The sequence below is a fragment of the Pedobacter psychroterrae genome (assembly GCF_004331695.1).
GTDB lineage: Bacteria > Bacteroidota > Bacteroidia > Sphingobacteriales > Sphingobacteriaceae > Pedobacter > Pedobacter psychroterrae.
In genome coordinates this window covers 1,493,597-1,517,466 of the sequence record NZ_SJSL01000001.1, presented here as the reverse complement: position 1 = coordinate 1,517,466, position 23,870 = coordinate 1,493,597, and the positions used below count along the sequence as shown (strand labels likewise).

General features: G+C 41.8%; 15 protein-coding genes and 1 tRNA gene. 4 read left to right on the top strand and 12 right to left on the bottom strand.

Translation table 11 applies throughout. From position 1 onward, the window contains the following. Positions 1 to 31 precede the first annotated feature (31 nt). Both EZ437_RS06640 and EZ437_RS06635 read right to left on the bottom strand, forming a co-directional pair. Entirely contained in the window at positions 32 to 973 is a 942-nt protein-coding gene (locus EZ437_RS06640) for a ribose-phosphate pyrophosphokinase (protein ID WP_131594427.1), read from the bottom strand. 72 nt (positions 974 to 1,045) lie between these two features. Beyond that, positions 1,046 to 1,116, bottom strand: a tRNA-Gln gene (locus EZ437_RS06635). 548 nt (positions 1,117 to 1,664) lie between these two features. On the opposite strand from EZ437_RS06635, the gene EZ437_RS06630 reads away from it, so the two are divergent. After that, positions 1,665 to 4,694 carry a glycosyltransferase family 117 protein gene (locus EZ437_RS06630; protein WP_131594425.1) on the top strand — a complete coding sequence of 1,010 codons (3,030 nt, stop codon included), beginning with the start codon at positions 1,665 to 1,667 and terminating at the stop codon, positions 4,692 to 4,694. Between the two features lie 402 nt (positions 4,695 to 5,096). Here EZ437_RS06630 and EZ437_RS06625 read toward each other — a convergent pair whose 3' ends face one another. Continuing rightward, entirely contained in the window at positions 5,097 to 6,062 is a 966-nt protein-coding gene (locus EZ437_RS06625) for an acetyl-CoA carboxylase carboxyltransferase subunit alpha (protein WP_131594423.1), read from the bottom strand. A 161-nt stretch (positions 6,063 to 6,223) separates the two neighbouring features. On the opposite strand from EZ437_RS06625, the gene EZ437_RS06620 reads away from it, so the two are divergent. Further along, complete coding sequence (locus EZ437_RS06620) at positions 6,224 to 7,372, top strand: fatty acid desaturase family protein (RefSeq protein WP_131594421.1); 1,149 nt, start codon at positions 6,224 to 6,226, stop codon at positions 7,370 to 7,372. Here EZ437_RS06620 and EZ437_RS06615 read toward each other — a convergent pair. From EZ437_RS06615 to EZ437_RS06590, 6 genes are all read right to left on the bottom strand, one after another. Beyond that, a complete protein-coding gene (locus tag EZ437_RS06615; protein WP_131594419.1) occupies positions 7,369 to 8,274 on the bottom strand; it encodes a glycerophosphodiester phosphodiesterase family protein in 906 nt (301 codons plus the stop codon). The genes EZ437_RS06620 and EZ437_RS06615 overlap by 4 nt on opposite strands. A 19-nt stretch (positions 8,275 to 8,293) precedes the next feature. Beyond that, positions 8,294 to 9,706, bottom strand: a complete 1,413-nt coding sequence (locus tag EZ437_RS06610) for a calcineurin-like phosphoesterase C-terminal domain-containing protein (protein WP_131594417.1) — start codon at positions 9,704 to 9,706, stop codon at positions 8,294 to 8,296. 85 nt (positions 9,707 to 9,791) lie between these two features. Continuing rightward, positions 9,792 to 11,393, bottom strand: coding sequence for a DUF5689 domain-containing protein (locus tag EZ437_RS06605; protein WP_131594415.1), 1,602 nt, complete (start codon positions 11,391 to 11,393; stop codon positions 9,792 to 9,794). A gap of 38 nt (positions 11,394 to 11,431) precedes the next feature. Next, positions 11,432 to 13,015 (bottom strand): SusD/RagB family nutrient-binding outer membrane lipoprotein, encoded by a 1,584-nt coding sequence (locus tag EZ437_RS06600; protein ID WP_131594413.1) that lies wholly within the window; start codon positions 13,013 to 13,015, stop codon positions 11,432 to 11,434. A gap of 10 nt (positions 13,016 to 13,025) precedes the next feature. After that, a complete protein-coding gene (locus EZ437_RS06595; RefSeq protein ID WP_131594411.1) occupies positions 13,026 to 16,289 on the bottom strand; it encodes a SusC/RagA family TonB-linked outer membrane protein in 3,264 nt (1,087 codons plus the stop codon). A 154-nt stretch (positions 16,290 to 16,443) separates the two neighbouring features. Next, positions 16,444 to 18,012: a glycerol-3-phosphate dehydrogenase/oxidase gene (locus EZ437_RS06590; protein WP_131595217.1), complete on the bottom strand. Its 1,569-nt coding sequence runs from the start codon at positions 18,010 to 18,012 to the stop codon at positions 16,444 to 16,446. Positions 18,013 to 18,211: 199 nt separating this feature from the next. On the opposite strand from EZ437_RS06590, the gene EZ437_RS06585 reads away from it, so the two are divergent. Beyond that, positions 18,212 to 18,976 (top strand): DeoR/GlpR family DNA-binding transcription regulator, encoded by a 765-nt coding sequence (locus EZ437_RS06585; protein WP_131594409.1) that lies wholly within the window; start codon positions 18,212 to 18,214, stop codon positions 18,974 to 18,976. 7 nt (positions 18,977 to 18,983) lie between these two features. Here the strand turns inward: EZ437_RS06585 and EZ437_RS06580 are convergent, their stop codons facing one another. Both EZ437_RS06580 and EZ437_RS06575 read right to left on the bottom strand, forming a co-directional pair. Next, complete coding sequence (locus EZ437_RS06580) at positions 18,984 to 20,429, bottom strand: M28 family peptidase (RefSeq protein ID WP_131594407.1); 1,446 nt, start codon at positions 20,427 to 20,429, stop codon at positions 18,984 to 18,986. A 6-nt stretch (positions 20,430 to 20,435) separates the two neighbouring features. Next, complete coding sequence (locus EZ437_RS06575; protein ID WP_131594405.1) at positions 20,436 to 21,407, bottom strand: polyprenyl synthetase family protein; 972 nt, start codon at positions 21,405 to 21,407, stop codon at positions 20,436 to 20,438. Between the two features lie 71 nt (positions 21,408 to 21,478). On the opposite strand from EZ437_RS06575, the gene EZ437_RS06570 reads away from it, so the two are divergent. Further along, a complete protein-coding gene (locus tag EZ437_RS06570; RefSeq protein ID WP_131594403.1) occupies positions 21,479 to 22,465 on the top strand; it encodes an alpha/beta hydrolase in 987 nt (328 codons plus the stop codon). Here the strand turns inward: EZ437_RS06570 and EZ437_RS06565 are convergent. Beyond that, positions 22,446 to 23,861: an MBL fold metallo-hydrolase gene (locus EZ437_RS06565; RefSeq protein ID WP_131594401.1), complete on the bottom strand. Its 1,416-nt coding sequence runs from the start codon at positions 23,859 to 23,861 to the stop codon at positions 22,446 to 22,448. The genes EZ437_RS06570 and EZ437_RS06565 overlap by 20 nt on opposite strands. Positions 23,862 to 23,870 lie beyond the last annotated feature (9 nt).

Sequence of the window (23,870 nt, the reverse complement as noted above, 5' to 3'; positions counted from 1 at the left end):
GTTAAGCTTCCTGTATATATAATTATTAATATTAAACGTTAAAAAGATCGCTGATTGATCCATGTTCATTTACATTGGCTATTGCCTTTGCAAATAATGGAGCAGTAGACAATACTTTTATTTTTGGGCTTTCCTGTTTCAAAGGAATTGTATCTGTTACGATCAGTTCGGTAAGCATGGAGTTTTCAATTGTTTCGTATGCTTTGCCCGATAATACCGGGTGCGTACAAACTGCCCGTACACTTTTTGCCCCTTTTTCCATGATCAAAGCCGCTGCTTTTGCCAGCGTCCCTGCCGTATCACAAATATCATCCATCAGCACTACATCCAGGCCTGCCACATCACCTATTATCGACATCGACTCAATTTCATTGGCGCGTTTACGGCGTTTATCGCAGATTACTACCTCTGCATTAAAAAACTTTGCAAACGTACGCGCCCTGTATGATCCACCCATATCCGGTGAGGCTATGGTCAGATTTTCGAGTCCGAGGCTTTTAATATATGGAACAAAGATTACTGAGCCATCAAGATGGTCAACCGGAATATCAAAAAAACCCTGGATCTGTGCAGCATGCAAGTCCATGGTCATGATCCTGTGTATGCCTGCAGATTTCAACAGGTTTGCTACCAGTTTGGCCCCTATCGCTACCCTTGGCTTATCTTTTCTATCCTGTCTGGCCAATCCATAATAGGGAACAACAGCTGTAATATAATGGGCAGATGCCCTTTTAGCAGCATCAATCATCAATAAAAGTTCCATTAGATTGTCAGAAGGCTGATAAGTAGACTGTATAATGAATACATCACATCCCCTTACAGTTTCATCATATGAAGGCTGAAATTCACCATCGCTAAACCTACTTAAGGTTACACTCCCTAGTGGTTTGCCGTAACTTTCGGCAATTTCATGAGCTAAATCCTTTGTACCGCTTCCGGCAAAAAGTTTAACCGGGTTAAATTGCAATGGCATTATTGAAATGGATCAATACTGGTTAAAAAAAATCGGATTGTGCATTTAAACTCACAATCCGAATATTATTAGTTGCCCGACCAGGATTCGAACCTAGACAAACGGTACCAAAAACCGTTGTACTACCTTTATACTATCGGGCAATCTTCCATCAAAGGTTGCTTTGAAATGGAATGCAAATTTACGCACATTTTTCACTTCTGCAATACCAGAAAGCAAAAAATGTAAAAAAAACACAAAAGATTTTTTGGCCTGAATTCATCACCCAGAATACCAGCGGATTAAAATTGCGTAATGAATTTGCCACGCCCGGTAAAAAGCACAGGTAAAGCATTGTCTTAGCTTAGCCTAAACATTGTATTGCTTCGTGTTTGGAACATGTTTGGAACGTATTTGATACATGTTCGGTTCGAATGCCTGGCGATGTAAACATAATTTAGACACGAATCAAACACGATCTAATGATTTATTAATAGAAGCATTAGATCGGGCTAAGACAATTCTTCACCAATGCTTTATAAAAAGGTTGACCAAACCAACCCAATTGTTAAATTCTATTTATACATGGTAGAACGATCAGGATAAAAAGGGATATGTTAAACTCGTTATTAGATTATACGATTATCAATCTTATTCTTTATTTTCGGCTGCAATTAATAGCCTTATATATTAATAACTACTCGATCAAGAAATGAATTATTTAAAAATCAATAACATCGCCGGTTGGTTTTGTTTTGCAATTGCTACATTAACCTATATCTTAACACTTGAACCCTCAGTTAGTTTTTGGGACTGCGGTGAATTTATTGCCTCAGCACTTAAAATGCAGGTAGTACACCAACCAGGTGCTCCCTTGTTTTTAATGATACAACATTTCTTTTCTCTTTTTGCATTGGGAGACCTTAGCAAAGTGGCCTACTTTATGAACGTTGGCTCGGCTGTGGCAAGTGGTGCTACGATATTATTTTTGTTTTGGACCATTACTGCGCTCGCAAAAAAAGTACTGCTCAAAGAAGGAGAAGAGCTTAGCAAAGCAAACTTAGTTTCCATCATAGGGGCAGGTATTGTTGGTGCACTGGCCTATACATTTTCAGATAGCTTCTGGTTTTCAGCGGTTGAATCTGAAGTTTATGCATTGTCTTCGTTATTTACAGCGATCGTTTTCTGGGCCATATTAAAATGGGAAGCCGTAGCAGATGATCCACGGGCCGACAGATGGTTACTCTTTATCGCCTACATTATGGGTTTATCTATCGGTATCCACTTGCTAAACTTATTAACCATACCTGCAATTGCATTTGTTTACTATTTCAGAAAAACAAAGGACGCTACCACTTCCGGTGTCGTAAAAACGGGTGTGATAGGCGTGCTTATTCTAGCGGTCATACAATACGGCATCATACAGTATATCGTATCATTAGGGGCATATTTTGACTTATTCTTTGTCAATACGCTAGGTATGGGCTTCGGAACTGGTGTAATATTCTTCGCTATTTTATTGATTGGTGGCTTGGTATGGGGTATCAGATATTCTATCAAGCATCAGAAAAAGATACTTAATCTTGCTTTATTATCAACCGTACTGATCATTTTCGGTTATGCTTCTTTTGCCATGATCATCATCCGTGCCAAGGCAAGCCCCAACCTGAACAATAGTAACCCGGACAATGCATTTTCTTTTCTGGGTTATTTAAACAGGGAGCAATATGGCGACAGACCGCTGCTATTTGGTCCTAATTATAATTCAGAAGTAGTGAACTATGAAGATGGTAAAACCATCTACAGAAAAGGTGCTGACAAGTATGAAGAGGCTGGTAAAAAATCAGAAGCTGAGTATGATAAAACTACACCGTTTCCAAGGATGTATAGCGATGATGCAAGACATGTAAGCTATTATAAAGACATGATGGGGCTCAGTGACGACCACTTCCCTACTCTTTTTGATAATATTGGATTTTTCTTTAGCTACCAGACCGGACAAATGTACATGAGGTATTTTATGTGGAATTTTGTTGGCCGTCAAAATGACGAACAAGGTCAGGGAAGTATATATGACGGGCAGTGGTTAAGTGGAATCAAACCTATTGATGCCATACGTCTTGGCGACCAATCCCATCTTCCTCCGTCGATCACTGAAAATAAAGCCTACAACAGGTTCTTTTTCTTACCACTGATTATTGGGCTGATCGGTGCATACTGGCACTTTAAACGCAATCAGAAAGATGCAGGGATCGTAGCGCTGTTATTCTTCTTTACCGGGATCGCGATTGTGTTGTACCTCAATCAAAAGCCGCTGGAACCAAGAGAACGTGATTATGCATATGCCGGATCATTCTATGCATTTGCAATATGGATCGGTATTGGGGTATTGGCCATACGCGACTGGCTGTCAAAGAAGATTACCCCTTTAAACGGCGCCATTGGTGCCACTGTAATTGGCTTATTTGCTGCTCCCATTATTATGGCTGCACAGGGCTGGGACGATCATGACAGGTCGACTAAATGGGTGGCACGTGATATCGCCATAGATTATCTTCAATCCTGCGCCCCTAATGCCATCTTGTTTACATATGGTGATAATGACACCTATCCGCTGTGGTATGCTCAGGAAGTGGAAAATATCAGGCCGGATATCCGCCTGGTGAATTTAAGCTTATTTGATACTGACTGGTACATTGATGGTATGAGGCGCAAGCAAAACGAATCTGCACCATTACCGCTATCTATGAAAGAAGCAGATTATGTACAAGGCGTAAGGGATGTGATGTATTACCAGGATTATAAAGTGGCTGGTTCTGTTGAACTGAGCAATATACTTGGCATCCTGCTTTCCAACGACGATGAAGACAAGCTTACTATGCAGGATGGCAGAAAGGTTAATATAATACCGACCAAACATTTTAAGCTGACCGTAAACAAGGCAGATGTAATTAAAAACAAGGTTGTTGCCACTGCTGATTCGGCAAAAATTGTTCCTGAGCTGGAATGGACATTTAATAAAAATTATGTAACTAAAGGTACTTTGGCAATGTTTGACATCCTGGTGCACAATAACTGGGAGCGACCTATTTATTTTGCAAGTACCGTCCCATCAGAACAATATAATGGGCTGGATAACTATTTATATACAGAAGGTCTGGCTATGCGCTTAATGCCATTGAAACTTGATACCACTGGTACCGAGAAGCAAGACCTCATCAATACTCCTGCATTGTATGACAACCTGATGAACAAGTTTGTATGGGGAAATGTAAAAAATGCCCGCTATCTGGATACACAATCTGCAGATGATGTGTCGATCTTTACAAATATTTTCAACAATGCAATCACAGGCCTGCTTAAAGAAGGAAAGACGGCAGAAGCTAAAAAGGTGGCAGACCGCTATTTTAAAGTGATGCCTAATAGATTTTTTGGACTGCGTTCTACAATGGGAACCTACTTCATGGCAGAAAATCTTTATCAGTTGAAGGACATCAGCAGGGCAAATGCCCTGATGGAGAAATCTGCTGATTATATCGAGAAAGAACTGATCTACCTGGCAGATCTGTCTAAAAGTAAAAATAAGCTGATTGGTTCACAGAATGTGCAGATGGGATGGTCATTCTTAAATCAAATGGCCAAGACAGCTGCTGTAAACAAACAGGATAAGCTGGCTGAAAAGCTGACTCAGAAATTTACTGCGATGGAAGGCAGGTTTGCTCAGTACTTTGGCCCACAATAAATCTCGCATTCTGTTCTCCGGCTGCATAATTTGGCTCTGAAAAAGAGCCAAAAGACGCTATGCCGGTTCACAGAACACTCGATTTTTGTAACGGACAAGCGAAGGAGATTAAATGAAAGGATAAGCATGGAGGGATTGAAGAATTACAGTTAAAGAAGTGATTGATTCAATGACAATAAAGAATACAGGTATTAAAATATATAGCGATAATACAGATTTTACTCAAAAAAAAAGCATTACCAGTATTAAAATACATAGCGTTAATACAGATATTACTAAAAAAAAGGCCTGCAATTTCGAAAAATTGCAGGCCTTTTTTGCTACTATAAACGAGTGTTCTATGAACCGGCCTAGCGGCTTTTGGCTCTTCTTCAGAGCCAAATTATGCAGCCGGAGAATAGTTTAACCTTCTTGAACAACCCCCATCGCACAAAACTTATCAATTCTGGTTGCGATCATTTTGTCGGTCTTTTCTTTTTTAAGTATTTCGAGGTCTTTTATGATCTGCTCTTTAATGGTCTGGGCCATTTCTTCAGGATTCTGATGTGCACCGCCAAGAGGTTCTTTAATGATTCCGTCTATCAGTTTGTTATTGTACATATCATCAGAAGTCAGTTTGAGGCATTCCGCTGCCCTTTCTTTATAGTCCCAGCTTCTCCATAAAATAGAAGAACAGGACTCAGGTGATATGACCGAATACCAGGTATGCTCCAGCATGTAGACCTTATCTCCTATCCCTATCCCCAATGCACCGCCTGAAGCACCTTCACCTACTACAAAACAAAGAATAGGCACCCTCAATATGGACATTTCCAACAAGTTTCTGGCAATGGCCTCGCCCTGTCCGCGTTCTTCTGCTTCCAGGCCAGGATAAGCACCCATGGTATCAATAAAAGAAATAACTGGTTTATTAAATTTCTCGGCTAGCCTCATCAGGCGAAGTGCCTTTCTATAGCCTTCAGGATTGGCCATGCCAAAATTACGGTATTGCCGCTCTTTCGTGTTTTTCCCTTTCTGATGACCAATGATCATTACCGACTGCCCATTAATGGTGGCAAAGCCGCCTATGATCGCCTTATCATCTTTTACAGTCCTGTCGCCATGCATTTCAATAAAATCATCGCAGATCATACTGATGTAGTCCAAAGTCTGTGGCCTTTCAGCATGACGGGACATCTGAACTTTTTGCCATCCCGTAAGGTTGGAATAAAGCGTTTCGCGGGTCTGAGCCACTTTTTCTTCCAACTCTATGAGCGTAGCAGACATATCTACTTTTGTTTTATCGGCAACCTGTTTAACCTTTTCAATCTGCTGAATAAGTTCAGCTAAAGGCTTTTCAAAATCAAATGATGTTTTTATCTGTTCCATAAGCGGGGCTGTAAAAATAAACATTTTTTTAATATAAAATCCGAAGCGCGGTCAAAATCTGATGTAAACGAATTTACGTAGGTAATGATGTATTCTTTTAATAATTATAGTACATTAGCTAAATATCTCAGGGATATATACAATACGAGGGAAATTTGTTCATGGCGAAAAAGCTTAAATTTATAAATGCTAATAAATCGGCATTCTATGGTACAGTACGTGCGCGGGTAGAGGCTTATTTTACGGAGGGAAATATTTCAACGTACGCCAATTCGGCAATGTGGTTCAAAGCACTGTTTTTTTTGACCAGTCTTGTCACCGTCTATTTACTGATCCTGGTTGGAGACTTCAGTCTGTCGTTTAAGTTTTGGCTGGCTATTTTGTTGGGCATGATTGGTGCATTTGTCGGCTTTAACATCTGTCACGATGCCATTCACAAATCCTTCTCCAAAAACCAACAAATAAATAATGTATTTAGTTTTGTGTTTAACCTGATCGGGGCAAGCCCTTATGTATGGAATATCTGTCATAACATTGTTCACCACACCTATACCAATATAGCCGGACATGATGAAGACATTGATGTAGCACCCGGCCTGATCCGTTTTTCTGAGTCTGAAACGGTGAACAAACTACAACGTTACCAGCATTTCTATGCTTTCTTTCTTTATAGTTTCTCTATGTTGTCCTGGGTATTTAGAAAGGATTATAAAAAGTTCTTTCAAAAGAAAATTGGTGAACATGAACTGGTACATCCTAAAATTGAATATTATAAGTTGTTTTTTTATAAATCGATTTATTATTTTCTTTTTATCGTGCTTCCGCTGATTGTCATTGATATAACCTGGTGGCAATTCCTGATAGGCTTTTTAGCTATGCAGTTCTCCCAGGGCCTGGTATTAGGCTTAGTATTTCAACTCGCACATGTAGTAGAGGGTACCAGCTTTCCTTTCCCTGATGAAAAGGGAAATATTGAAGAAGCATGGGCTGAACATCAAATGCGGACTACCGCCAATTTTGCGGTAGACAATAAAGTAGCCGGATTTCTTTGTGGGGGACTGAACAGACAGATAGAACACCATCTTTTTCCTAAAATATGTCACATACACTATCCTGCTATAGGCCATATTGTTAAGCAAACTGCCGAAGAATTTGGTCTTCCTTATATAGAAAGCGCCACGTTTAGTGCTGCGTTGGTTTCTCATTACAAAACACTGAGAAAACTAGGTAAAGAAGCTTATGCGGAAAACAAGTATGTAAACAAGGCCTCCTGTACCTTTACCCGCAAGGTATCTGCCATATATTCTTAAAAGAGATTTGGATAGTCAGTGATAATGCCGTCTACCTTTAAAGCTTTTAAACGATCAATATCTGCTTTTGTATTTGGTGTCCAGGGAACTATTTTGACCCCGTCAGTATGTGCCTTACTAACCAGTTCTTCATTGACCAGTTTCCATTCAGGGCTGTAAATAAATGGTTTATATCCCAAATCTGCAATATTCTCGTCGTAACTCTTTTTGTTAGAAATCAAAAAAGAGGTTTTCACCTTCGGGTATTTTTGATTGATGAGTTGAATTGTTCTTTTGTCAAAAGACTGAATAACAACATAAGGTGTAATTTTCTTCTGCTCAATAACATCCATTAGCAACTTAACAAATACCTCCGGTACCGGGTTAACCACTCCATCTCCTGCAGGGCCGCACTTCGTTTCAATGTTGTAGAAAACCTGCTTTTTATTTTTAACCTTAATCTCTGTTTGTACACTGTCTATTAAATCTGCCAGCAATGGAATATAGGTTTTAACTTTTTTCTGCTGGGTAAATCCTGCATTAACTTTAGTCCCGATGTCAAAGGCTTTAAGCAGATCATAATTCATTTGATAGACCGGATATTTCTTAGCATCACCAGGAGGAATTTCTTTGCCCTCAGGGGTTAGCATAAAACCAGGGCTCAGGTAGTCGTCATGTGTGACCACCACCTGATTGTCCTTGGTAATATGTGTATCCATTTCCAGGGTGGTAATGTTGCCATAACTCATTGCATCCAACATGGCAATGATTGTATTTTCCGGCATTAACCCTCTTCCACCACGATGTGCTTCAGTGCTAAATACCGGGAATTTCGCAGCCGCATCCTGATTAGCTTTATTTATGGTCTTACAAGCAGATAATCCGACCATGGCCAGTGCGGCCACACCAATTAAATTCTTCATCTATTACTGGATTTAGTAATTAAGCATCCTTTGTTATCGTATATTTTTTTCCAAAACGGTCTGTTGCTACCACAGTTACTACTTTAACCTCTGGTTTAAAATGGGCTACAAATATGTGATTGTTCTTTTTCGGTTCTTTAAATTTTCTTTCCCCTTGTTCTACCGGAGTGTTGAACAATTTTACAGCCAGCGGGTCTACCCCTTTTTCTTGTGCCAGCTCACCCATTTCTTTACCATCCAGACTATAGGTTACCTTCCATTCCGGATCCCAGTTCCAGACGTTGGCAATTACCCTTTTTTGATTGGTAAGCGTATCTACTGAAACGCGCAACTGATGGTCGCTATTTTGTCCGGTAGATTTGTAATACCATTTTAGCTGGTTACCATCAACCTCATATACGCCATATCCGCTGGGGGTTCCGTCCGCACAGATCGGCCCGGTCCACCAGGCACCACAGACAGTTCCATGATTATGCTCGTATATACCGTCTTTGATGTTGTTAAGGTTATAGTGCGTATGGCCCGACATGATGTGTACGTTTTTATAGCCATCCAGCAAGGTGTAAAGCGCAGCATTATTTTTTACGGAATTGTGAACCGGAATATGCAGGCAGATGATCAGCAGCTGATCTTTAGCTACATGTTTCAGGTCCTGAGTCAGCCAGGTTAACTGATTTTCCAGAATATAACCGTCATAGGTTCGCTCTACACCAAGGTACCGAACATCATCGAGTACCACGTAGTGTGCTTTGCCCCGATTGAAAGAATAGTAGGTTGGGCCGTATATTTCCTTAAAAGTCTTATCGGAGGCTTCATCGCCACCCATTCTGTAATCCTGATCGTGGTTACCCAGTGCCTGGAAAAATGGAATACCCATCAATGCGATGGCACGGTTATAATCCGGGAACAGCTCATGGTTATCCCAAACCAGGTCGCCCACGCCAACACCATGGATCAATGCATCCGGCCCCATCGATTTAACTAGCTGCTGCACATCAGGTACAGAGGTCTCCATCATTTTTTTGACATCCTTTTTGTTTTGTACCTGCGGGTCTGCCCAAATGATGAAGTTATGCTTGTTGTCGTTTCTTTTAAGGGCCTTAATTGTAAAATCGTATTCATTACGGCTACCCAATGTTTCATATTGCTTTGCTACATGGTAATCGGTTTTAAATTCATAGCCAGCAGGCGTGCTCATGAAGATATTTGTTGCCTTTGCATCGGGAGTAATACTGTAATTCCCCTTAGCATCTGTTAAAACAACTGAATAACCGTCAGAAATGGCCACATTAGCTACTCCCCTCTTGCCATCTTTTACTATTCCTTTTATGGTTTTATCGCGGCCAAGCTTATTAAAAGCATTGCTATGGAGGCTAATAAACGCACTGCCGGTTACAAAACCGACACTTTGTAAAAAGGATCTTCTGTTCATGGATGTATGGTTTTAAGTTTAAAAATTAAGGAAGCCTGATATCCAGGCCTTCTTAATTTCTTTAGTGATTAATATAAAAAAGCTATTAAATCTTTGGTTTTTTAAGACTTGTAGCGTAAACTGTATCTCTTCTAACTTCCTCATTTGTAGCCCTGTCATACCAGATTCGCTCTGTTGGCCCTTCAATCGTTTCAACGGTAGATGTTTTTTCCAACTGGAAAACAAAATGTGAACGTGCTTTTACCCATTTTCCCTGATCGGGGTTATACACACCGCTTACCTTATAAAACCATCCTGCATCTGAAGTTGGCGCATAAATGAAGTTCAAGGTATTTAGGCCCTGGGTAAAGAAGGGCTGCTCAGCAAGTGTCAGTGGATTAATCCTGTCGTAGAAATCGTTGGCAGCTACACGGAACCCCGCAGCTGGTGAAGCCTGGTATAAAGCCCCTCCAGTGCTCACCCAAACCACATCTACCGGCACCGAGGTAACAGTAACTGTAGTTCCATTGAATAAGGCAATACCATAGGCATTTCCACTATTGGCCAACAGATTGGTCGTTGTGTTTCCAAAACTTTCTCCGGCAGAACTTCCATAGTTTCTGGTCTTCACAAAATTTGCAGTGGTAGAAATATTCGTAGAGCCGGTACTATTGATCAATTGGTTGGTACCTCCTACATAGAAATACGTTCCCTTTTTAGCAGTTCCGGTCGTGATGTTAAACTTATAGGTACGTACACCACCGGTAGCCCAGCCATTTAACGGGGCTCCTGTAGGTTCAGCAGTACCTGCATTATTGCTGGTTACCACAGACATCGGTGTGGTTGCAAAATCTATGTCCTGAGTGGCAAGGAACTGTATGTATTCATTATTAGCATCTGTACCCTGAGGATCGTTGATCCATCCGGATATTACCGCCGGGGCAACCTCAATATTGTTACTAAGTACAACAGCGTCACTTAACTTACGCATACGGATTTCCGGGGTCAGCTTGCCTTCAGGAAGTGACCTGTTAACTACTATTCCATAAAAGTTACCTACAACTGGCAGATTGGCACTGTTGGCAAATGTTGCAGCACCAAGCGTAACTAAGGGTATATCTGCGAAACCATCATTTATAAGCTTCGCACCCGAATAAGTATCGGCAGGTGAAGGAAGGGGATCAAATGTGCCTTTGGCAATAGCCACCAGGGTGCTTTCATATTTATCCGGATCTAGTAAAATAAAACTGGAAGGAACTCTGTTTGGCGGGATTACATTTCCACTGGAAATTTTTGTGATCTTATCTGGTGTAATGCCGATAATCTGCAGCATACCATTCTCGCGCTTCAATACTCCACCTACAATATGCACGTGGATAGAATCTCCTGAAACATAATCTTTAGCCGCCGCACCTATTGGTATGGCAATACCTCTCAACTCGTTTAAACGACGCTTGTCCTGAAGTATCAAGTATCCTTCGGGCAAATTACCTCCGGGATGATCAGATATCACCACTCCGGATATCTGGTTGGAGCCAAACATATTGTCCTGCGTTAGGGTCAGGTCAGCGCCCTTATACAAATTCCTTAAATCGTACATCGGAATGAAAGCACTGATTGTACCACCTGGATAATTGTTCTTTTTACATCCAGCAATGGCAAATGCCAAACCAAGTAAAAAGAATGAGTAAATAAATATTTTTTTCATTTTAATATCATTAAATATAAATTCTTTAGAACTTTAGTTTATGGTTTCTGCCACCAAACCTGAGTAGAAATATGATCAGGCCCTTGTGCAGCTACCGCAGCTTTATAATTGGTTGGATTAGCAGATTCCACATATACCGGGTAGGTCATTCTTGCAGGCATTATCCCGTTATTCCTTAGACCAGGTCCTTTTGGCAATACCGGGTATCCAGTACGGCGGTACTCGAACCACTGCTGCAAATCGACCATGAACATGGCATAGTATTTCTGCATATGTATAGCTTGCATTTGTTCCGGTAAACTAGCCCCGAATAAAATATCCCCGCCAGTTAAGTAATCCAGAAATGGCTGAGAAGTAATGGTCATTGCCGGACTTGGAGCTGTATTTAAGGCGGTCGCATTAGGCCAGTTTGGCAACCAGAGGGTGATGTAATTTAACATCCCAGTTTTCCAGAAGGTTTCAGCACTGCCTGCAATCCAGCCTTTGGCCGCACATTCTGCAAGAATAAACTGTACTTCTGAAAAATTCATGATCATTCCGGTCATCGCATCATTTTGCAGAGAAGTAACCGGCTTGGAAGCATTTAATTGCTCATAAGAATAAAAATAAGCATTTTTAGTCTCCCCCTGTCCTGGCAGATAACCACTTGGTACTCCGGTAAAGGTTTTGGCACTTGGGCTGATCCCCAGCCTTGGCGTGCTGTTGATCCCATAAGTTCCGAGATTGATCAATGGAGAGAACCAGTTTCTTAGTGGATCGATAAAGAAAGAGGCGATAGCCGGCGCCCTGAAATCCTGAGCCCTAACACTAATCATAAAAGGGGAAGTATAAGGGCCTGTACCATTCCATTTCAGGATAGCTGATTGGGCATTACTGGTGATTCTTGGGTAATCTGCCGATTTGATGTCTACAATATCCTTGATCTTGGCTATTACATCTGCAGAAATTTCAGCTTTCCCGGAAACCCTAAGTAATAATCTTAAATACAGAGAATTAGAAAACCTGCGCCAGGCGGCCGCTACTCCCCCATAAATTGGGTCACTTGCAGCGTTAATGGCCGCTCCCGTTTTTAACAATTCATTGGCTTCCTCCAGTTTCAGAAAAATATCGGTATAAATGTCTTTCTGTTTGTCAAATTTAGGCTCATAAATTGCGCTATCTCTTGCCATATTGGACTCAAAGTAGGGAACGTCCCCATAAGTATCCGTCAATAAGGAATAAGTCCAGGATTGAAGGATTAAAGATACCGCTTTATAGGTTTTAGCTTCATTTACAGGCAGTTTTTCCGAATTAGTATAGATGTCTTTCAAATTCGTCAACTGCAGGTACCAGTTGTTCCAGGTATAATCAGAAGTTGATCTTCTGAAGTCATACCTGAAGATCGCCTGTTCATCATCATTCTGGCTTACTGTTACCTGCATCAGTTCATTGGTAAAGTTACGGTTGCGGGACATGTTTGTTCCAACAAGACTCACCAACGCAGGTGCTAACAACTGACTCGGAAGTGCATCCGGAGCTCCGTTCGGATCTGTATTGATATCTTCAAAACCATCTTTACAAGACGGGAGTATTATAATGAATGCCATTAGCACACCTATAATTTTATATATTATATTTTTCATTTTTATAGAATTAAAAACCTACAATTAAATTGATACCATAAGAACGTGTGGAAGGGAACTGAGCGGTCTCAAAGCCCTGAACAATATCGGTTCCCGAAAGCGTTCCAAACTCCGGATCAAACATCGGCCATGGCGACCAGATGAACAGGTTTCGGCCATACACACCTAAGGTTGTTTTTTGTAAGCCCAAGCTGGCAGTTATTTTGGTTGGCAAGGTATAGTCAAACCTGGCTTCTCTGAATTTAATGAAATCAGTACTGAAAGTGCTTCCTTCTGCATTATCAGCCCCCATGTGTGAGCGGTAATAATTATCTATATCGAATGTAATTACATCGTTAGGACGGTAAGACCCATCTGCATTCTGGATTACCCCTGTACCTATGATACCGTTGTACCTGCCGGGAAGGGTGCTCTTTAATTTCCCCTGCTCCACCATTTTATAGTTCATCAGAGAGTGGGCAACCCCGCCAACCTGGGCGTCAAACAATACACTCAATTTAAACCCTTTGTACCTTAAGTCTGTTCCAAGGCTGGTTTTGAATTTAGGAATGGTATTACCAATGTAAACCACGTTATCCGTGATCTTGGCAAAACCGGTTCTTTCGTCATAAACGATCTGCCCGTCAGGCGAGCGCACATAGCCACGGCCATACATATCACCCATGCTGCCGCCTACTCTGGCAACGATCTGTCCACCTGCGACCGGCCCTGTCCTTAAAACCACGTTGCTGTCCAACAACTGCGTTACTTTATTGCTATTGGCCGCAAATGTTGCGAACAAATTCCAGTTTAGCCCGTGTTCACTCTTTAGTGGAGATCCGTTTACCGCGATCTCTATTCCCTTATTCTGAACTTCTCCGGCATTGATCAGGATCTGACTAAAGCCTGTTGAACGATCGACAATACGTCTCAAGTGCTGATCTTTGGTTTTTCCAAAATAATAAGCGACATCAAGCCCAAGCCTGCTTTTAAAGAAACGCACATCAGTTCCTATTTCATAAGTAACGGTTTTCAAAGGTCTTAAATCAGGATTGGACAGTAAGCCGGGATTTTGTAAACCACCACCAAATTGACCATTTCCTGCAACAACGTAGTTGTAAGAAGTCAGGTAAGGTGAGGTTCCGCCACTACCAACTTCTGAAGCAGAAAACCTGACTTTAGCAAAGCTAATTTGACTTGGCAATTCGAAAGTCTCGGAAATCAGGAAACTGACACTCGCTGAAGGATAAAAGAAACCGGCATTCTCTGTACGCAATGGCGTAGCCAAAACACTGTTCCAGTCATTTCTTCCCGTCAGGTCTAAATACAAGAACTCTTTATAGGCCGCAGAGAACAGTCCGTAAAAGCTATTTAAGGAATATTGACTTTTATACGGGGAAGATATGATCGGTCCGGCAGCATTTGCTACGGTATAAATGCCTGGAGCATTCAATGAATCTGCCCTGATCTCATCCCTGTTATAGAAGTTTTTCAGCACGCTACCACCTCCGGTTACTGAGAAGTTAAAATCTTTACCTATTTTTTTAGAATATCGAAGTAAAAAGTCACCGCTCGCTTCCTGAGAATAGACGTTTTGTGCCCGGTAGGAACCTTTTGGTAATTTGGTGCCCGCATCAAAAGGACGCTCCTGAGCAGTTTTTGTATAGCTCAAATCAACAGAGGTCCTTACAAGCAGGCTTAGATCTTTGGTAATGTTATAAGAAGCTTGAATATTACCTGTAACTGCATTACGGGATTGTGTGTTGATAAACTCATGGGCTATCGCATAAGGATTTTCAGGGAAGCTACTAAAAGGATACTTAATTGTCTTTCCTTCAGCTCCGTTTACCCAGTAATTTTTTAACCAGTCCAGATCGGCATTGGGTTGCCAGAAGATGTACCAGTACATGATGGACTGGTTACCGTAGCCGGCTCCGGGCAGGTTATCACTAAACCTGTTCTGATATTGTATTTTTGAAGTGATTGACAGTTTATCACTCACTTTAGAATTCAGTGATAGCGAAACAGAATTTCTTCCATATCCTGTATTCGGCATGATCCATTGGTTTTTCACATTGGTTACAGAGAAACGTGCCGTATTCTTTTCCGATCCACCGTCAATACTTACCGAATTGGTTATTGTATTGGCTGTTTCGAAATACTTATTGACTTTATTTTCATATCCAACCCAAGGTGTCCGCACTGCGCCTACAGCCTGTAAGTCAGGGTTATACTGAAAAAAGTATTGCCCGTCAAATTTAGGACCATAAGCAGAACTCGTACCACTGGTACTTGCCCCGTCTAAACTTGCTCCATAAGAATAATAGGCAACGCCATCAAGGCCTTGTCCATATTCAAACTGCAAGTCCGGGAAACGATTAATGGTTTCCATTTCTGCCTTTGAATTGATGGAAATACCTATTCCTTTTTTCTTGGCACTGCCAGACTTTGTAGTGATGATGATCGCACCGTTTGCGCCACGCTGTCCGTATAAGGCCGCAGCACCAGGCCCCTTAAGTACTGTTACACTCTCAATATCTTCCGGATTGATGTCATTTATACTGCTACCATAATCTGCAGGCATGTTATCACTGCTAGTTCCATAAGCAGATTCTCCGGCATTGGCGCTACGGCGGCCACTACCATTGTTCATCACCACACCGTCCAATACGATCAGGGCTTCATTCTCCCCAGTCAGGTTGTTTTCACCCCGCAGGATGATCTTATTTGAACCAGTTGGCCCGGAGCCTGACCTTATCAGGTTCAAACCCGCTACTTTTCCAGACAATGCATCTGTCCAGTTGCTTGAAGCCGCATCGGTAAGTTGCTCGCTCGTAACAGTTGTGGTAGAATAACCCAACGACTTCTCTTCACGTTTTATACCTAAAGCAGTTACAACGACCTCATTTAGTTCATTGCTTGAAGTGGCCATTCTAATGTTTAAACTATTCTCATTACCTGCCGCCATGTGCTTTACAACGGTGTAGCCCAACATGTTAAAAGAAAGTTCAGTTCCTTTCTCAGTGGTAACCGTAAAGTTGCCATCAGCATTGGTAATAGCCAACACTTTCCGCTGGTTGTCTGTAATGGTAACCCCAGGTAAAGGTTGATTGTCAGCATCATCCTTTACAGTCCCCTTTATGGTAACCTTTTCCTGAAAAGCACCATCGCCCATAACTGCAACAGGCTCAGCCTGAAGTAGTTGGAGTGACTGCGCCAAGGTCAAGGCACATGCAAAAAATACGTACTTAGAGAGCTTGGTAAATCTTATGTGATTGGTAAAATTTCTCTTCATACTACTTGATTATTTGATTTTGTTCATTCGGGTTTCTTGCGGCATTTCGTTTCATTTCGATTTTTTTATTTGGCGCAAATATCCGTTTTGCAGTATTAAGCTATCATTATGTCTCCGTTAAATTGATCTGCGTAGAATTCAGGACAATTCAGTTTCATTCGTTTTGCAGCAGGTACTGTTTTGCAAGATCCGTAAATTCAGCAATTTGTTGATTAACCCATTGCTCACTCTTACAAAGTTCATTTGCCATGATAACCGCCACAGCCGGCGCAAGTTCCATCGTTGCTCTTGCGTCAAGAAATAAAAGACGCATCCTTCTTGAAAGCACATCTTCAATAGCCCGGGCCATCTCCTGTCTCACCATCCAAACAATCTCTGCCTTTACATACTCATGCTCTGGGTGCAGCTTCTGTCCCAGTTCAGGCTCTAAATGGATCAGATTCTGAATGCCTTGGGCATCGGCACCATACAAGCCAAGGGGGCCATCCTGCATTTCCCTCGTGTAGCCGTGAATCTTAATATTGGCAGTTAAACATTGCCTGTGATCTAATTTACCCAGTTCAATGGCTTTGTCAATTACGTCCAGCGCCATCTTCCTATAGGTAGTCCACTTACCACCAGTTATCGTAATCAATCCCGACTTGCTGACAATAAGCTTATGGCTTCTGGAGATTTCTTTGGTACTATTGGTATTTTTATCTGGAGCTGCCAATGGCCGCAGCCCTGCAAATACCGATAAGACGTCAGATCTAGACGGTTTCTTTACCAGGTAATTACCTGCAGTATTTAATATAAAATCAATTTCCTTGTCCAGCGGCCTCGGTTCGAGACTATGCTGATCCAGCGGGGTATCAGTAGTACCCACAAGTACCTTTCCATGCCATGGCACAGCAAACAATACCCTGCCATCAGAGGTTTTTGGAATCATTAAGGCACTTTCACCTAGCAAAAATGATTTGTCAAGCACGATGTGTGCACCCTGACTTGGCCTTACAATCGGCCTGCCTGATGGTGTATCCATTTTCAGGATATCATCCACAAATACCCCTGTAGCATTTATAACCACGCTGGCAGTTAAATGATAGGCTTTATCCGTCTCCAGATCCACTACCTGCACTCCGTTAATCTCCTGACCTTTTTTGGTCAGCCCTGTTACTTTCATATAATTTAACAGCACACCACCGTATTCGGCAGCTGTCTGCGCTAAATTCAATGCCAGCCGTGCATCGTCAAACTGCCCGTCACTATAGCTCACACCTCCTATCAATTTTCCCCGTTTCAATCCCGGAATGGCGACCATAACTTTATCTGCAGAAAGAAATGAAGATTTCTTAAATCCACTCTGGCCAGCCAGAAGATCATAGAGTTTTAATCCTATCAAATACTTGTACTTGGATAACCAGGAATAACACGGAATAATGAATTCCTGATCCTTAACCAGATGCGGCGCATTTTTCCGCAATAACCCCCGCTCGTGCAATGCTTTGTATACTAAACTGATATCACCCTGTGCCAGATACCTTACTCCCCCATGCACCAGCTTGGTACTTCTGCTTGAAGTCCCCTTGGCAAAGTCAGATTGCTCCAAAAGCAATGTTTTAAACCCACGCGACGCAGCGTCCACCGCTGTACCCAGTCCAGTAGCACCGCCACCTATGACAATAACGTCCCAATCAGCTTGCGCTTCTATTTTCTTTATAAATATAGTTCTGTCAAATGTCATTTCGTTTGTTTTCAATGCACTTTATTTTAAATTTCACAAACTTCCGTTTATTATCAAATAAATAACAAAACGAAACTAAACATAATTTTATATAATAAAAACAAATTAATTAATATTTTTATAGTGGATTTTTTTAAAGCAAAATTAACCCTGCGAATAAAATATTTACTATCTTACTATCTGAAAATAATTACGCTAAATGATTAGTATAGCCGAAAGACACCAATATATTTTAAATAAGATACAAGCCAACGGGTCTCTTGATGTACAGGGCTTATGCAAAGAACTGGATGTTTCATCTGTCACAATCCGTAAGGACCTGAAACTTCTCGAAGATAAAAATTTACTATACAGAACTCATGGTGGGGCTACTTTACACAATCCATACACGGTAGATAAGCCCGTTAACGAGAAGGAGCATCTTCAATCTGATGAAAAAATGAGGATCGGCAATTTAGGTGCAGAACTGATAGAAGACAACGATTCTATCATCATTGCGTCGGGTACAACTGTGCTGGCACTCGCCAGATGTATCAAGCCAAAAGGAAACTTAACAGTCATCACTTCAGCCCTGAATGTAGCCCTCGAACTGGTACACAATACCAATATCGAAGTGATACAGCTTGGAGGCCTGCTGAGAAAGAGTTCTTCTTCTGTCACAGGCCCTTATTCAGACAATGTACTGAGTAATATATTCTGCAGCAAGCTGTTTCTGGGAGTAGACGGCATAGACCTTGAGTTTGGGCTAACTACCACCAATGCCTTTGAAGCGCATTTAAACAGGCAGATGATTGACTCTTCTCAAAAAATAATCGTACTGGCTGATTCTACTAAATTTGGCAAGCGTGGCTTTGGCAGAATTTGTGGAATTGAGGAAGTCGACCATATTATTACTGATAAAGGCGTCACTGAGCACACTGTTAAAACACTGCAAAATCTGGGAATAAAAATCTCTGTTATTTAGTTTCACACTACCATCGCCATTCCCCGGCAATCTTTAACGGGACTTCTAAATTGTTTTCCTGAAGGAATGTTTTAAGATCGGCTTCAGTTTGCCGGCCAACAGGAATAACAGTCGTATTCGCCAATGCATAGGCCAGCATAGCGCTGTAGCGCACTGTATTCTTTAATCCCTGCTCGTCAACCAGCTTAAAGACATCGCCGTCAGAATGATAGTATGGACCTGAATTGTTAGGCAAACTTCCTCCTGTACCACCGCCTATGGGAATTCCATGAAGCATAAAGGGCTGATGATCACTATGCAGCCAGGCTCCACTAACAAATGTATTCTTAAACCCTGTATCCAGCTTTACGATCTGATTCCCCCAATCGGCAAACAAGCCCTGCATTTCCTTTCGACTTGTTGAAAACCCCTTAGGGTCATTTGTCATGTCATAGTTGAGCATAAACCTGATCTTTCCCAAGATACTTGAATGCTTTGCAGCGTCAACATATGCTTTAGAGCCAAGCAAGCCCTGTTCTTCACCCATAAACAAGACAAACTCAACTGTCCGCTTATTGGCCAACTGTAATTTCTTAAACGTACGTGCCATATCTATTATCGCAAACGCACCGATTCCATTATCAATTGCTCCCGTTGCCAGATCCCAGCTGTCAAGATGCCCTCCTACTATGATCTTTTCTTCTGGCAACTCCGAACCTTTTAAAGTAGCTATTACATTCCGTGCTTTAATAGTCCCCGAAAAATTAGTCATATCTAAACTGCCGTATTGATTTTGTGTTTTTAGTTTTTCTTTGGTACGCATACCGTTCTCCAGGCCAATGCAGACTGCCGGGATGGGAATCAATTTACCTGTCACAGAGGCTGTACCTGTCAGCAAGACCCCACCCTTTACTCCATTTATAATGATGATGCCGACTGCACCGTACTTTGTGGCAATAGCTGCTTTTTCCGAACGGTGTAAGGTTTGTGTACCCGGAGCTGAGCCTGGAAGCACGCCAAGATATACCAGTGCTATCTTACCCTTTACATTACCTGAATCCAGGAGATAATCATCTTCCAATCCATTTCCCATATCTCTGATCTCGGCAGTTACATTAGCCTTTACAGGAGAATGCGCTAATGTGACTGAAGTTATCTTTGTCAGATTATTTATATCATTCCCAATTTTCGTTTCATTCGTAAGTCTGCTCCAGCTTTCGACTTCAAATGGCTGAAATTTCACCTCGTAGCCATATGATTTAAGTAATTTAAATGCATAGTCCTCCGCTTGAGCTCCATTTACAGAACCTGTGAGGCGATGACCAATTGTTTCTGTAGCATTCTTTAAGTTGATATAAGCCTTTGAATTGAGTTGCACTTCATTATAAATAGCACTAAAAGCCGAATTAAAATCGTCCTGTGCATAGGCGAATGTTGCCATACAGGACATGAGTAATGACAGCAAGGTTTTCATAATGGTTTACTTTTTACGTTCAGTTGTATAGCGGACCAACTGCTCCAGTCCGGTTCTGGCTTCTCCTGCTTCAAAACTATACAGGATATCGAAAGCTTCTTGCTGGTATTGAAGCATTTTCTGATTGGCATAATGAACGCCATCTTTTGCATTCACAAAATCTATGATCTCCTGTATTTTTTTTGGATCATCCTGATGGTTCTTTACCAGACTCACTATTCTCTTCTTTTCTGATCTTTCTGCTCTGTTTAATGCATAAATAAGCGGAAGCGTCACTTTCTTTTCCTTGATATCAATACCAAGCGGTTTGCCTACATCATCTGTCCCGAAGTCAAACGTATCATCTTTAATCTGAAAAGCAATTCCCACTTTTTCACCAAATAACCTCATTTTCTCCACTGTCTGTTCATCTGCACCTGCAGAAGCAGCTCCACATGCGCAACAGGAAGCAATCAATGAAGCAGTTTTCTGGCGGATCACATCAAAGTACAACGCTTCGCTAATGTCCATCCGCCTTACTTTTTCAATCTGCAGAAGTTCTCCTTCGCTCATTTGTTTCACAGCCTCCGACACAATCTGCAGCAACCTGAACTCACCATTATTAACCGAAAGCAGCAAGCCCTTTGCCAGCAGATAATCTCCCACCAGCACAGCTATCTTATTCTTCCATAAAGCATTGATGGAAAAGAATCCCCTGCGTTCGTAGGCATTGTCCACTACATCATCGTGCACCAAAGTGGCGGTATGTAACAGCTCCACCAAAGCAGCACCCCGGTGTGTAGATTCTATGATCCCGCCACACAGTTTAGCGGCAAAGAACACAAACATCGGACGAATCTGTTTACCCTTCCTTTTTACAATATAATGAGTAATCCGGTCCAATAAAGGGGCGTCACTATGCATAGAAGCTTTAAACTTTTCTTCAAAGACATCAATGTCAGCGGCTATAGGCAGTTTTATTTGATTTATTCCCGGCATTCGTCTAAAAAATGTGTGTGCAAACATAAATTAAATTCCTTTAAAAGCGTACTTTTAGTAAAAAGTTTAAGGTGAAAATAACTTTAGGAATACTATTCTCGCTGCTGCTGGTTGCAACCACGGTCTACCTACTTGGCCCAAGACCTTCCCATCCACACTATGCAACAAAAATGCTCCCTATACCAGAAATTGGACAATTGGAAGAATACATTGACCATATAGAAAGCCTGCACAAAATAAGACCGGATAATGAGGCAGAGATTGTTTGGGCAGACAGCATCCTTAAGCGCCAAACAGAATATGCTGTCGTTTATCTGCACGGATACTCGGCCTCAAAAGAGGAAGGCAATCCGGTCCACAGGTATCTGGCAAAAACACTAAAGGCCAATTTGTATTTGGCCAGGCTGGCAGACCATGGGATAGATACCACATCGGCAATGGAATATATGACGGCCGACCGTCTTTGGGAAAGTGCAAAACAAGCCCTTCAAATAGGAGAAAGACTTGGCAAAAAAGTAATTATTGCAAGTACTTCCACTGGTGGCACACTGGCGCTAAAACTGGCGGCAACTTATCCTGAGGTTAACAGCCTTATTTTGTTATCCCCCAACATCGCCATAAATGACCCCCTCGCCTTTATGCTCAACGATCCCTGGGGTCTGCAGATTTCCAGAATAGTAATGGGAGGAAAGGAAAGAACCCTCGACTGGAGATCTGAAGCTTACAAAAAATACTGGTATGCGAAATACCGTCTGGAGTCTGTAGTTCAGCTACAGGAATTATTAGAGACCACCATGACCAGAGAAACATTTCAGGCAGTTAAACAGCCCGTGCTGTTGCTCTATTATTACAAGAATGAAAAGGAGCAGGACCCTGTGGTAAGGGTGGATGCCATGCTAAAAATGTATGATGAACTCGGCACGCCTTCACACCTGAAATCAAAGAAAGCAATACCCAATGCTGCAAACCATGTAATGGGATCTTACATTACCTCAAAAGACCTTAAAAGCGTAGCGCAGGAACTTAAAATATTTGCGACTAAGATTTCATCGCCTTAGAGGAACAGGCAAAATCGGTTCGTTCGAGCCCTGTAGATTGAATGGCTTCATATCCCCCTGCAATGTCTATTACATGCTCAGCACCCCTTGCCTTGAGTATTGAAGCGGCTATCATAGACCGATACCCTCCGGCACAATGGATGTAGTAAGTTGCTTTTAGATCGATTTCATTAGTCCATTCATTGATGTAATCTAAAGGACGTGTAAGGGAAGATGCTAAATGCTCAGACTCATACTCACCTGGCTTTCTCACATCAAGGATATTGGTGTTTGCATCTTTTTTTAAGATTGCCTCAAATTCCGAAGGGGACACAGATGTAACGCTATCCAACTCTTTTCCTGCAGTTTCCCATGCCGCAATACCGCCATCAAGATAACCTATGGTGTTGTCATAGCCAACGCGTGCCAGCCTGGTGATTGCCTCCTCTTCTTTTCCCTCATCCACAATCAGCAGCAAAGGCTGCTTAAGGTCAGTGATCAACGCTCCTACCCAAGGGGCAAACTGTCCGTTCAGCCCAATATTTACCGATGATGGAATAAAGCCTTTTGCAAAAATCTGAGGTGGCCTCGTATCTAATATCAACGCGCCTGTTTGATTCGCAAGTAATTCAAACGCTGCTGCAGACAATCCATTCAGGCCTTTCTCATATACTTCATCAAAACTTTCATAACCATGTTTGTTCATGGCTGCATTCTTGGCAAAGTATTGGGGGGGTGGCAATATATCGGAAGTGACTTCACGAATAAACTGCTCCTTTGTAGCCGCTTTAAGTGCATAATTGACCTCCTTCTGATGTCCAAGCGTATCAAATGTTTCCTTGCTCATGTGTTTACCACAAGCCGAGCCTGCGCCATGGGCGGGATATACCAACACATCATCTGGCAAAGTCATGATTTTATTATGCAGAGAATCATACAAAGTTGCCGCCATATCTTCCATAGTAAGCGAACCCTGCTGTGCAAGGTCAGGTCTTCCTACATCTCCTATGAACAGGGTATCGCCGGTAAAAATACAATGAGGCTTACCATGCTTGTCCAGCAATAAATAAGTAGTTGATTCAGGTGTATGACCTGGCGTATGTAAAACAGTAATGGTTAATTCTCCAATGTTAAACTGTTCGCCGTCTGCTGCAATGTGCGACTTAAAAGAAGTTTTAGCTGTTGGCCCGTATATGATTTCTGCTCCTGATTTTTCAGAAAGATCAATATGTCCAGATACAAAATCAGCATGAAAATGGGTCTCAAAAATAAACTTTATTTGTGCATTGGCTTTCCTTGCCCTTTTTAAATAAGGCTCAACCTCACGTAGCGGATCAATTATGGCCGCTTCTCCATTGCTTTCAATATAGTATGCGGCTTCGGCCAGACATCCAGTATAAATTTGCTCAATGATCATACAACAAAA

Bases quoted from the DNA above. Each gene is read 5' to 3' on its own strand.
- EZ437_RS06640 (WP_131594427.1), bottom strand. From the start codon at position 973: ATGCCATTGCAATTTAACCCGGTTAAACTTTTTGCCGGAAGCGGTACA.
- EZ437_RS06630 (WP_131594425.1), top strand. From the start codon at position 1,665: ATGAATTATTTAAAAATCAATAACATCGCCGGTTGGTTTTGTTTTGCA.
- EZ437_RS06625 (WP_131594423.1), bottom strand. From the start codon at position 6,062: ATGGAACAGATAAAAACATCATTTGATTTTGAAAAGCCTTTAGCTGAA.
- EZ437_RS06620 (WP_131594421.1), top strand. From the start codon at position 6,224: ATGGCGAAAAAGCTTAAATTTATAAATGCTAATAAATCGGCATTCTAT.
- EZ437_RS06615 (WP_131594419.1), bottom strand. From the start codon at position 8,274: ATGAAGAATTTAATTGGTGTGGCCGCACTGGCCATGGTCGGATTATCT.
- EZ437_RS06610 (WP_131594417.1), bottom strand. From the start codon at position 9,706: ATGAACAGAAGATCCTTTTTACAAAGTGTCGGTTTTGTAACCGGCAGT.
- EZ437_RS06605 (WP_131594415.1), bottom strand. From the start codon at position 11,393: ATGAAAAAAATATTTATTTACTCATTCTTTTTACTTGGTTTGGCATTT.
- EZ437_RS06600 (WP_131594413.1), bottom strand. From the start codon at position 13,015: ATGAAAAATATAATATATAAAATTATAGGTGTGCTAATGGCATTCATT.
- EZ437_RS06595 (WP_131594411.1), bottom strand. From the start codon at position 16,289: ATGAAGAGAAATTTTACCAATCACATAAGATTTACCAAGCTCTCTAAG.
- EZ437_RS06590 (WP_131595217.1), bottom strand. From the start codon at position 18,012: ATGACATTTGACAGAACTATATTTATAAAGAAAATAGAAGCGCAAGCT.
- EZ437_RS06585 (WP_131594409.1), top strand. From the start codon at position 18,212: ATGATTAGTATAGCCGAAAGACACCAATATATTTTAAATAAGATACAA.
- EZ437_RS06580 (WP_131594407.1), bottom strand. From the start codon at position 20,429: ATGAAAACCTTGCTGTCATTACTCATGTCCTGTATGGCAACATTCGCC.
- EZ437_RS06575 (WP_131594405.1), bottom strand. From the start codon at position 21,407: ATGCCGGGAATAAATCAAATAAAACTGCCTATAGCCGCTGACATTGAT.
- EZ437_RS06565 (WP_131594401.1), bottom strand. From the start codon at position 23,861: ATGATCATTGAGCAAATTTATACTGGATGTCTGGCCGAAGCCGCATAC.